Source organism: Sphaerisporangium aureirubrum (genome assembly GCF_042658925.1).
GTDB lineage: Bacteria > Actinomycetota > Actinomycetes > Streptosporangiales > Streptosporangiaceae > Sphaerisporangium > Sphaerisporangium aureirubrum.
The window spans coordinates 1-11,446 of sequence record NZ_JBHSRF010000026.1 but is presented as its reverse complement, the minus strand read 5'-3'; the positions used below and the strand labels follow the sequence as shown (position 1 = coordinate 11,446).

Annotated in this window: 8 protein-coding genes; 5 read left to right on the top strand and 3 right to left on the bottom strand. The window is 65.2% G+C overall.

All coding sequences use genetic code 11. The features are described from left to right. Positions 1-33 precede the first annotated feature (33 nt). Both ACFP1K_RS18800 and ACFP1K_RS18795 read left to right on the top strand, forming a co-directional pair. Positions 34-1,239, top strand: coding sequence for an ATP-grasp domain-containing protein (locus tag ACFP1K_RS18800; RefSeq protein ID WP_380754853.1), 1,206 nt, complete (start codon positions 34-36; stop codon positions 1,237-1,239). Further along, the gene (locus tag ACFP1K_RS18795; protein WP_380754850.1) at positions 1,236-2,438 is read left to right on the top strand and encodes an MFS transporter; all 1,203 of its coding nucleotides are present in this window, start codon (positions 1,236-1,238) and stop codon (positions 2,436-2,438) included. The genes ACFP1K_RS18800 and ACFP1K_RS18795 overlap by 4 nt, the downstream gene beginning before the upstream one ends. Positions 2,439-2,441: 3 nt before the next feature. Here ACFP1K_RS18795 and ACFP1K_RS18790 read toward each other — a convergent pair whose 3' ends face one another. Beyond that, entirely contained in the window at positions 2,442-5,303 is a 2,862-nt protein-coding gene (locus ACFP1K_RS18790) for an AfsR/SARP family transcriptional regulator (RefSeq protein ID WP_380754844.1), read from the bottom strand. Positions 5,304-5,753: 450 nt separating this feature from the next. On the opposite strand from ACFP1K_RS18790, the gene ACFP1K_RS18785 reads away from it, so the two are divergent. From ACFP1K_RS18785 to ACFP1K_RS18775, 3 genes are all read left to right on the top strand, one after another. Continuing rightward, a complete protein-coding gene (locus ACFP1K_RS18785) occupies positions 5,754-6,074 on the top strand; it encodes a type II toxin-antitoxin system Phd/YefM family antitoxin (RefSeq protein ID WP_380754838.1) in 321 nt (106 codons plus the stop codon). Beyond that, on the top strand, positions 6,071-6,493 hold the full coding sequence (locus ACFP1K_RS18780) for a type II toxin-antitoxin system VapC family toxin (RefSeq protein ID WP_380754835.1): 423 nt from the start codon (positions 6,071-6,073) through the stop codon (positions 6,491-6,493). The genes ACFP1K_RS18785 and ACFP1K_RS18780 overlap by 4 nt, the downstream gene beginning before the upstream one ends. A 626-nt stretch (positions 6,494-7,119) precedes the next feature. Further along, positions 7,120-10,251, top strand: coding sequence for a tetratricopeptide repeat protein (locus ACFP1K_RS18775; RefSeq protein WP_380754832.1), 3,132 nt, complete (start codon positions 7,120-7,122; stop codon positions 10,249-10,251). Positions 10,252-10,586: 335 nt separating this feature from the next. On the opposite strand, the gene ACFP1K_RS18770 is transcribed toward ACFP1K_RS18775, so the two are convergent. Further along, positions 10,587-11,051, bottom strand: coding sequence for a GNAT family N-acetyltransferase (locus tag ACFP1K_RS18770; RefSeq protein ID WP_380754830.1), 465 nt, complete (start codon positions 11,049-11,051; stop codon positions 10,587-10,589). Between the two features lie 88 nt (positions 11,052-11,139). Further along, complete coding sequence (locus ACFP1K_RS18765) at positions 11,140-11,343, bottom strand: hypothetical protein (protein ID WP_380754827.1); 204 nt, start codon at positions 11,341-11,343, stop codon at positions 11,140-11,142. Between the last annotated feature and the right edge of the window lie 103 nt (positions 11,344-11,446).

The following is an 11,446-nucleotide window of genomic DNA, read 5'->3' as shown; positions in this document are numbered from 1 at the left end:
GCCCAAGGACAACGGCCCCTGGTCATCCTGATCGTGACGGGGCTTCAGAATTACCGTGAGTACCTACTGGCGAGCATCAGTACCCGCTACCGGATCCATCTGTTCACTCTGACCCCGACCACCTGGGAAGATCCCTACCTGGTCGGCAGCACCGTCGTCACGGCGACCGACACCGACACACTCGCCGCGGCGGCCGCCGAGCTGAACGCGCGTGAGCCGGTCAGTGGCGTGATCTGCTGGGACGAGTCCCGGATCCACCAGGCGGCGTGCGTCGCCGAGCGCCTCGGCCTTCCACATACTCCTACCGAGGCGGTGTGGCGCTGCCGGGACAAATACCAGGGCCGCTCCGCCCTGGCCCAGGCCGGGCTCGCACAGCCGGTGTTCGCGCTGGCCGGGACCCTCGAAGAGGCCTTGGCCGCAGCCGAGAACATCGGCTATCCAGTGGTGGTCAAGCCCCGGGCCGCGGCGGCCAGCTATGGCGTGTCGCTGGTGCGCTCCGCCGAGAAGATGGCCGAAGCCTTCGCCTTCGCGGACCAGGCAACCGTGGCACATATGCCCGAGTTCGACCAGTCAATCCTGGTTGAGGAGTATCTCGCCGGACCTGAAGTGAGTGTGGACTCCGTAGTCGTCGGCGGGCGCGTGACACCGCTGTTCGTCGGCCGCAAACAAACCGGCTACCCGCCCTACTTCGAGGAGACCGGCCATGTGGTCACGAACCGTGACCCACTGCTGCGCGACCCCGCTTTCCTCACCCTGCTCCAGGACACCCACACCGCGCTCGGCTTCACCCACGGCTGGACTCACGCCGAGCTGAAACTCGACCCGATCCTGAAGGTCATCGAGGTGAACGCCCGGCTCGGGGGCGACATGATCCCTTATCTCGGGATGGCCGCCTCGGGGATCGACCCCGGCCTGGCCATCGCCGCGCTGGCCAGCGGCGCCGAGCCGGCGCTCGAGGTGCAACGCGACCTGGTGGCGGCGATCCGGTTCTTCTATCCCGAGCATGACGACACCGTCATCGACAGCGTGAAGTTCGACGCCGCGGCGCTGCCGGCCGATATCGACCGAGCAGTCGCCGTCGTCCTGCCCGGCGCCACCGTCTCCCCACCACCGCGCGGCCTGCTGATGGGCCGGATCGCGTACGCCACCGCGGTCGCCCCGACCGAGCAAGAGTGCGTGGCCGCCCTCGACCAGGCGGCCAAGGCATTGCAGATCAGGGAAAGGACAGAGGTCCGGTGACCACCCACGCCCCTCGGACCAACGACGGGAAAGCCGGCGTACTCGCGACCTTCACCGAGTCGCCGTTCGCCGTGAAGGCGCTTCTCTTCGGTGTTCTGGTCAACAAGCTGGGTTCGTTCGTCCAGATCTTCCTCATCCTTTTCATGACCACCCGCGGTTTCACCGCGGTCCAAGGAGGCATAGCACTAGGCGTCTACGGTGCCGGCTCCGTTCTGGGCGTGCTGGCCGGCGGCACGCTGGCCGACCGCATCGGCGCCCGGATGACCATCGTCATGGGAATGGCGGGAACTGCCGTACTTCTCGTCGCTGTGCTGCACATCCGCTGGTACGCGGGGATACTGGTGGCGGTTGCCCTGGTCGGGACGATCAGCCAGGTCTACCGGCCGGCGGCCTCCTCGTACATCGCCGCGCTGATCTCGGGCGACCGGCAGGTGATGATCACCGCGATGTACCGGCTGGCGCTCAATCTGGGCACCACCGCCGCTCCGCTGCTCGGAACGGCACTGGCCGCGGTCTCCTACGATCTGCTGTTCTACGGTGAGGCGGCCGCCGCCCTCTGTTACGCCGTGATCGTCCTGGTGGCCCTGCCGCGCAGAACCGTCACATCGGTTGCCACCCCTGTCAGCCCCAGAGGCGGGTACATGGTGGTCCTGCGTGACCGCCGCTTCGTCGCCTTCTTGGTCGCTGTGATGCTCAACTCGGCGGTGTACATCCAGTACATGAGCACCCTTCCTCTCGCCATCCGCGAGGCGGGCCTCGGCGCCATCTGGTACGGAGTCATGCTCGCGATCAACGGTGCGATCGTGATCTGCTTCGAGCTGCTGATGACCAAGGTCGTCCAGAGGTGGCGGATGCGACGGGTGGTGACAATCGGCTTCTTCTTGCTGGGCGCCGGTATGGCCGTGTACGCGCTGCCTGGCGGACTGGCGGTGTTCGTCATCGGCACCCTGCTCTGGACACTCGCCGAGATCATCCAGGGGCCGTCGATGTTCGCCTACCCCGCCCTCGCCGCCCCCCCTGAGAGCAGCGGTCGCTATCAGGGTGCCACCCACGCGATGTTCGGTATCGGGACCGCTGTCGGCCCCGCCATCGGCGTCGTCCTCTGGAGCAGCCTCGGCAATCCTGCCTGGATCATCATAGGCGCGGTCTCCGTGCTGGCCCTCGTCCCCGCTTGGTATGCCATCGGCGAGAACAGGTGACGTTCACTGGCCGAGCATGGAATGGATCTTCTGATGAACCGCATCCCGCAACGGGTGGTTGAGCTCTTCTAGGAGTTCCTGGGCCTTGCGCCAGAGCTGCAGCGCCCCGGCTGTGTCCCCAAGCTCTTGTCTGAGGTCGCCGTACCTGCTCAGGGTCTCGGCCTGGTTGTAGCGGTGCCTGAGCCGGGGGAGTTGCTCGTCCATGGGAATCACCTGCCGATAGCATTCCTCAGCCGCATCAAGGTCGCCGCTGCTCTGGTACGCGTAGGCGAGGCTGTCCCACACGTCGGCCTCGCCGGCCAGGTTTCCGGATTCGCGATTGAGGGTCAGTGCCTCGCGGCAGGCCGACACAGCCGTGTCGTAATCGCCGAACGACGCTAAGTACCGGCCCAGCGCATTGCGCGCCTCGGCCTGCCCGACCGGGTTGTCGTCCTTGGTGTGCAGATCGAATGCCCGCTCGGCGTGGTGCCGGCACTCGTGCTCACGGTGACGTCTACCGCTGTACAGGCTGAGACGGTGATGGGTCCTGGCCTGTCCGCTGACGTCGCCGATCTCTTCGAACAGGGCGAGTGCGCGGACCAGTTCCGGCTCGGCGCCTTCGCCCGCGGGATCCAGCACGTCGGCGGCACTCCCGAACTCCAGCCGAGCGATGGCCTCAGCGTACGGATCGCCAAGAGCACCTGTCGCGTCGACCGTGTTCTTGGCCACCCGATACCAGTCGTGCCAGTGGCCGAGCCGTTCCAGGAGGGGAGCGAGCCCCTCGACGATCCGCCACCTGTGGTTGGGGAAGCCGTCGTCCTGTGCCTTGAGAAGTGCTGCGATGATCGAGCCCCGGTTGTCCTCGAACCAGGCTCCAGCCTCGGCCACCGTTTGGAAAGGGGTCATGAGCACTCCGCGCTGCAGGGTGGGCAGCGGGGTGAGGCGGCGATTGGGCATGAGCAGTCCCACAGCACCGTGCACGTTGTGGAGGTAGTAATCCAGCACACGGTTGGAGGCCAACCGCCGGTCGGCCTCGGACTCCTCCTGGTTCACGACCTCCGCGGCGAAGCTGCGGACCAGGTCGTGCATCGAGTACTGCCCCGGTCTCACAGTCTCCACCAGGTGGTTTCTCGCGAGGTTGGTGAGAGCTTTCTGCGTGTTCGCCAGGGACATCCCGGTGAGAGTGGCCGCCGCCGCGGTGGTCACCTGATTTCCATGATGGAGGCCGAAGAAGCGCAACAGCCTGCGTCCGTCGTCAGTGAGGTGCCGGTAGGAGCCGTGGAGCAGGGACCGCATGCTGGTCGCGGTGTCGCCGGTTTCCAACCGGTCCAGCGGGCTCAGCGTCTCCTCGAACATCTCTACGAAGTCCGCGAGTCGCAACGACGGCTGGCTGAGGGTCATCGAGGCCAGGATGCTGGCCGCGAGCGGAATGCACTCCGACATCGCGACCATCGTGGATATCGCCTCAGGCTCGGCCTTGACCCGCTCGTCCCCGACGAATTCCTCGATCAACTTGGCCGTCTCGTCCGTCCGCAACGGTCCCAACCTGATCGACTGAGCGCCGGTACTGACCAGGAGACCGGTCAGTTGGTTGCGGCTGGAAATGACGGTCAGGCAGCCAGACGAAGCGGGGATCAGGGGAAGTACCTGCTCGGTGTCCCTGACGTTGTCGAGGATCAACAGCACCCGTTTGCCCGCGAGCGCACTACGGAACAGGGCCGCCTGTGCCTCGAGCTGTGCCGGGATTTGACTTTCCGGAACGCGGAGCGCGTTGAGCATGGACCGGAGCGCCGTCTCCGGCTCGATCGGATTGTCCGAGGTCTCGAAGCCTCGGAGGTTGAGGAAGAGCTGGCCGTCAGGGAACAGATCTGCCACTTGATGTGCCCAGTACACGGCCAAAGCAGTCTTGCCGATGCCCCCGATGCCACCGATCACCACGACGGAGGCAGCCGTCCGGTCCTCTCGCCGGGTCTGACTCAGTGCTCGGTTAAGAACTCTCAGCCCGTCGACTCGTCCTGTGAAGTGATACGGGGCCGCGGGCAGCTGCCGGGGTACCATCGCCGGCGACTCGATCGCCTGCTGCCGGACCTCTGGTTCCTCACTGGCTTGCGGCACGACCAGGGTTTCGTCGTTCTTGAGTATCGCCAGATGCAGTTGCTGCAGTTCGAGCCCCGGCTCGCTTCCCAGCTCCTTGATGAGCGCGCGGCGAATTCTCTGGAAGGCGGCGAGAGCGTCACCCTTACGCCTACTGCGGTAGAGGGCCGTCATCAACTGAGCCCAGAACCGCTCACGGAACGGATGTAACTCGACGGCACGCTCGAGCTCCAGCACGATGTCATCGTGATGCCCCAGCGCGAGCTGGGTCTCGTAATGCAGCTCCAGCGTCCGCTGATGAAGCTGCTCGAGGTGAGGCAGCTCGCGCTCCCGAAGGCTTGCGGACGGCACCTCGGTGAACGGCTCGCCAGTCCAAAGCCCAAGCGCTCGCTGCAGCTCGCCCGCGGCCGCCTTCCAGTCGCCCTCCCGTACGGCGGACCTGGCGTTCATCGCATGCCGCTGAAACATCAGCAGGTCTACCTCATGCACCTCGGCTCTGATCTGGTAGCCCTGTGGCCGGGTTACGATCCTGCCGCCCAGTTCGTCGCCCAGTGCTTGACGCAGCCGCATCACATAGGTGCGCAGAGCTACCCTGGCGTTGTCCGGAGGGTACCTGCCCCAGAGGACCTCGATCAGGTGCTCCACCGACAGAGGCTGGTTCGGTTTCGCCAAGAGTGCGGCCAGTAGCGCGCGCTGACGGCCGGAGTTCACGGGAATCGTTCGATGGCCGTCGCTGATACTCAGCGGCCCGAGTATCTGGGCTTCCAACCGTCCCCCAAGGCTTTCACCCATTCTCCATACGCAACACTTTTGTTGCCGATATTTCCATGATACGGGTAACATGAGGTTTTCTCGACGATATAGATCCGGACAGATCGAATTCGAATATAACGGCAGCCCGAAATTTAAACTTTTCTCGCCGTAAGAGATCCGGACAGATCGATTTCGAGTATCACAGTGGCCCGAAACAGACGTGAAGCCACCAACAGAAGAGCGTCTACACGCAACGACCCCACACGATCGAGAAACGTCATTACCCGCCCTCGAAAGCCCCAGCACGGAAGTGTCGCCGCGCCCGCACGCCACGCACCGAACTCGGCCAACGTCGAGAGCATCAAGACGTCGCCGAAGAACGCGGCAGCAGAGGATCCCCCGGTGAAGATTCCTATCCACCAGGACCCTCATGACACGTCTAGGTGCTACCTGGTAGCACCAGATGGCACGTGGAGGTGGAGTCAATGAGTGAGCATCCCTGAGCCGGAGCACTCCCACCAGATCTCCCAGCGCGATCTACGCAACCGATCAGCAGAGATCATGGATGGCCTGAAACGCGGAGAGCGGTACGCCGTCACACGCAACGGCCACCACATCGGCGACCTAGTCCCCATCCGCCGGCGACGCCGGGCCGTCTCGCGGGCCGAGTTCGCCGCCGTCTCCCGCGTCATGCCTCGCCTTGACGACCGAAAGTACCGCGAGGACATGGACCACCATGTCAATGACGACCTCTACGACCCTTATGACCGCGCCTACAGCAGAGGCGAGTTCACCGAGGACGGGGAATGACCCCCACCCAAGGTTTGCTCGACACCAACATCCTCATCCTGCGCGCCGGAATCGACCCCGACGAGCTACCGGACGAGATGATGATCAGCGCCATCACCACAGCAGAGCTGTCGGCCGGCGTGCTGGTGGCCAACGGGGCACAGGAACTCGCCCAGCGGATGAAGATCCTCCAGACCACCGAAGCCGAGTTCGACCCCCTCCCCTTCGACGACACCGCCGCCCGGGAGTACGGCCAACTGTGGACCGCCGTCATCGCCTCCGACCGCAAACCCCGCCCCCGAACAGCGGCCCTGATGATCGCCTGCGTAGCGACAGCGAACCGGCTCCCCCTGTACACCTGCAACCCAAAGGATTTCAAAGCCCTGGACCACCTACTCACAGTGATCCCGGTCACACGGCCACGCCAGCAACGCGAGTAAAGATGCCCAGCCCGACGCACTCCTGGCCGATCTAAAGGCACGGTGGAGGCGGAACAAAAGAGCGATGACGACAGGCGCGCCAGCGCGCTGGTTGTGCCAAAACTCGATGGACCCGCGCGCGTGGAGCAGAAGGGTGGGCCCGACGCCGGCGGCCGTGAAGACTAATGACACGGACGCCCCGTTCCACAGCGGAAACGAGGCGTTCTGCCTAGTGGAGCCTAGGGGATTTGAACCCCTGACTTCCTGCTTGCGAACGGGAGCCAGTCACGACGTAGAGAGTTGCTCGCCCTGTTCGGGTGTGTGATGACGGATGTCGGTGTGAGGTGTTGTGTGGCCCTGTTGCTGTAATTTCCTGCTGTACAGGGTTAGGGCTGCGATGCCTTGGCGGGCTGAAAGGGTGTGGCGGCGGCGCGCTTTTCTGTAACGGTTTGATCGCATTGAGTGTCCGATGCGGTGGTGTAAGGCGAGCCACCGTAAGTATCGAAGGTGTGACCGTTCCTGTTCGGCGGCGTGCGCGCTGGGTGTACCCCTTGGCTGGTGGGGCCTTGGGGAGTGTCTGTGGGTCGGTTCTTGTCTTGGTCTCTGCGGGTACAGGTTGGGCCGGGCTGGGGGCGGTGGTTGGGGGTGTGTTGTCGGCGCTGGCCGGGGTGGGGCTGGATCGCGGGTTGGAGCGGCGTGACCGAGCGCGTGAGGCGGCGCGTGTTGAGAGCGAGCGCAACAAGAAGATCCGCCAGGACTTTGATGCGGTGGGTGAGTTGCCGACGGGAGGTAGCCGGGCGGGGTTGTTGCGGCCGGAGGAGGGTGTGGTGCCCTTTGCCGGGCGGCAGGATGAGCGTGGGCGGTTGGCCGAGTGGTGTGCCGGAGCGGCGCCGGTGTCGGTGCTGTTGTTGACGGGTGCGGGTGGGGTGGGTAAGACGCGGCTTGTTTTTAGGGTGATGGAAGATCTGCCTAAGCAGTGGAGTAGTAAGCGGGTCGATGAAGGCCAGGAGGTGGCGGCGGTTTCGGCGGCGGTGTCGCTGGGTGGGTGGGTTCTGCTGGTGGTGGACTATGCCGAGACTCGGGCAGGGTTGCCGCAGATTATGGCGGCGATTGCTCGGGTGAGGGCTGAGGGTGTCGTTGAGGGGCGGCTTCGGGTGTTGCTGGTGGCCCGGCAGGTTGGTGAGTGGTGGGACCAGCTCGGCGCCGACGTGCCTGTTGTGCGTGAGTTGGTGGAAGACACTTTGGTGGTGGAGTTGGCAGTCGCGTTGGATGATCAACGCAGTGACGCCGATGTCGTTCGTGCTGCGCTGCCGTACTTCGCCGATCGGCTCGGCGTGGATGTGCCACAGCGAATAGTGGTCGAGATGCCGGGCGGGCAAGGCCGGTTGCCGGTGCTGGTATTGCATGCGGCGGCGCTGGTGGCGGTGTTGGACCGGTCGGGGCCTACTGGGGCCGTTGGGAGTGGTGGGGTACGCGCGGTGGTGGACATGGGGGTGCTGGGACGTCTGCTCGGGCATGAGAGCCGGTTATGGCGGGGGGCTGCGCAGCGGGCCGGGCTGGGGTTGGATCTTGCGGTGCTGAAACAGGTGGTCGCGGTGATGGCCCTGTTCGGTGTGACCGATGAAGAGCAGGCTCACCGGTTGCTGGGGCGAATTCCGGACCTTCATCAGGCCGGCAGCGTGTTATGCGGACAGATCCTGCGCTGGCTTCACGTCCTATATCCAGGGCGTGATGGTATTTGGTTGGATGGGTTACGACCCGATCTGATAGCTGAGCGCCACGTCACCGACCAGTTGTTTGAGTCTTCCCCGCTGCGGCGGGCCTGCTTGATCGGGATGGAACCCGATCAAGCGGCGCACGCACTGACTGTCCTATCACGTGCAACGACCCATCATGATCACGCTCGGGGGATTATCGGGGAGGCGCTCAGGGCCGATCTGGCGAATCTGGCCGGTCCGGCGATCGTGGTGGCGGTCCAGACAGGCATCACCATGGGTGACTTGCTGGCCGCGGCTCTGGATCAGGTCGTGGTGCCTTTGGCGGATCTGCAAGCTATCGCCACCGCGATCCCCTATCCGACCGTTGCTCTGGCACAAGCTGACGCGGTGGCTACCCGGCGGATATGTGACCTCCTGCCCGCAGACGCTGACCCGGGCGATCTGGCCCGATGGTACGGCCAGCTTTCCGTCACTCTTGCTCAGATCGGCAACCGCGAGGACGCGTTGGCCGCGATCAACGAAGCCGTCACCATTCGCCGGACACTGGCCGACGCACACCCCGACGCCTTCCTCCCCGACCTCGCCACCTCGCTGAACAACCAGTCCAACTTCCTGTCGGGGCTTGGGCGGCGGGAGGAGGCAGTGGCCGCGATCAACGAAGCCGTCACCATTCGCCGGACGCTGGCCGACGCACGCCCCGACGCCTTCCTCCCCAAGCTCGCCATGTCACTGAACAACCAAGCCAACCGACTGTCGGAGCTGGGGCGGCGGGAGGAGGCACTGGCCGCGATCAACGAAGCCGTCACCATTCGCCGGACACTGGCCGACGCACGCCCCGACGCCTTCCTCCCCGACCTCGCCACCTCGCTGAACAACCAAGCCAACTTCCTGTCGGAGCTGGGGCGGCGGGAGGAGGCACTGGCCGCGATCAACGAAGCCGTCACCATTCGCCGGACACTGGCCGACGCACGCCCCGACGCCTTCCTCCCCGACCTCGCCGGCTCGCTGAACAACCAAGCCAACTCCCTGTCGGAGCTGGGGCGGCGGGAGGAGGCACTGGCCGCGATCAACGAAGCCGTCACCACCTACCGGACACTGGCCGGCGCACGCCCCGACGCCTTCCTCCCCGACCTCGCCGGCTCGCTGAACAACCAAGCCAACTCCCTGTCGGAGCTGGGGCGGCGGGAGGAGGCACTGGCCGCGATCAACGAAGCCGTCACCATTCGCCGGACACTGGCCGGCGCACGCCCCGACGCCTTCCTCCCCGACCTCGCCGGCTCGCTGAACAACCAAGCCAACCGACTGTCGGAGCTGGGGCGGCGGGAGGAGGCACTGGCCGCGATCAACGAAGCCGTCACCATTCGCCGGACACTGGCCGACGCACGCCCCGACGCCTTCCTCCCCGACCTCGCCGGCTCGCTGAACAACCAAGCCGCCTTCCTGTCGGAGCTGGGGCGGCCGGAGGAGGCACTGGCCGCGATCAACGAAGCCGTCACCATTCGCCGGACCCTGGCCGACGCACACCCCGACGCCTTCCTCCCCGACCTCGCCATGTCGCTGAACAACCAAGCCGCCTTCCTGTCGGAGCTGGGGCGGCCGGAGGAGGCACTGGCCGCGATCAACGAAGCCGTCACCATTCGCCGGACCCTGGCCGACGCACACCCCCACGCCTTCCTCCCCGACCTCGCCATGTCACTGAACAACCAAGCCAACTCCCTGTCGGAGCTGGGGCGGCCGGAGGAGGCACTGGCCGCGATCAACGAAGCCGTCACCACCTACCGGACACTGGCCGACGCACACCCCCACGCCTTTCTCCCTGAGTTGGCGAAGAGTTGTGCGGTGAAAGGTATGGTCCTCCTGCAGGGAAGCTCGATCACAGAATCGGTTTCATGCCTGGTCGAGAGTCTCTCGATAGCCATGAATAGTCGACTCCAGGAGCTGATTTCCACTGTGGCCGGACTACTACGTGTGGCCTACCAACAGAGCCCGGAGGAAGTGACGCGGGCCTGGCGAGAGCTCACCGGGGGTGATGTACCTGATTGGCTAAGCGATAGTGCCTAGTTGCCATCTGTGTGGGGCGATGGGTGAGGAATGGGTCACTGTCTATCCCTTGCATGGCGGTTGACTGGCCACTAGCGCGCGGGGTGGTGCCGGCCGGGACCGGCCGCAGAGCCGCAGCCCGGCCGACAACCACCCAGAGCGCGGCGGGCCGCGCAGCGGACCGCCCTTGAACCCGTAGAGAAAGTTCTCATCCGCAAGAACGCGGGTCTTGTGTCCTACCTCGGTTGGTGCTTGACGCTGCGGCCTCGGGTGATGGTTGACATGATCAATCCGGAGTTGTGCCGGGGATGCGACTCGCGGCAGAAGCGGATAAGGCGATTCACGACCGAAGCCAGTCAGCGATTGTGTTCAACCGTCCATCTGAACGCTGCGGCCGCGTGGGTTGCACCTTGGTGAAGGTAGAAGCGGTGTGCCTCGGTTCGTGCGACGCCGGACTCCAGGAAGACGTAGTCGGCGCCATGCTCTTGCGCCCAGGTCCTGGCGGCTGTCAGCAGGCTGGCGCCGACACCTCGGGAGCGCCATTCGGGGTGCACGGCGAGATCCTCGATCGAAGCCCGGCGACCGAAGCGCACCGAGAGGATGTCCAGGTAGACGCTGGCAACGCCGACCAACTGGTCCTGAGGCGAGCGGGCTTCGAACAGTGCGACGTTCTCGCTCGCGAGGACCTGGGCGGTGCGCTCGACGGCGCGGTCGCGGTCCCAATCCGGAGGACGGCTGCCGGGCGGGTCGAAGAGCCACTCCAGCCCCATTACGAACTCCGCCTCGGTACCCTGCTGGAGCCGTCGAATCTGGATGTTCATCAGATCATTATCGGGCTGAGTGGTGACCGATGTCCCTCGGCTTGGTGTCTCTGGCCTGGTGCTTCGCGTGTTGTTGCTGGGCGGGGGGTCAGCGTCGTGGTTGGGGTCTGGTCAGGCGTTGGCGTACTTGGTGGCGGACGATGCGTTCGGCGAGTTCTTGTGGGGTGTCGGCGATGAGGGTGGTTGTGCGGCCGTGGAGGGCGTGCCAGCGGTAGGTGAAGGGGTTGTAGAGGAAGGCCCATCGGGGGAAGCGTTTGCGGAGGGCGCGTAAGGCTGATGGTGTGTCGCTCATGGGGTGGGTGGGGGGAGTTGGACCCAGACGATGCGGCCGGCGGCGTCGCCGTTGACTCCCCAGGTGGTGGTGAGGGCGGTTACGAGGTGGAGGCCTCGGCCGC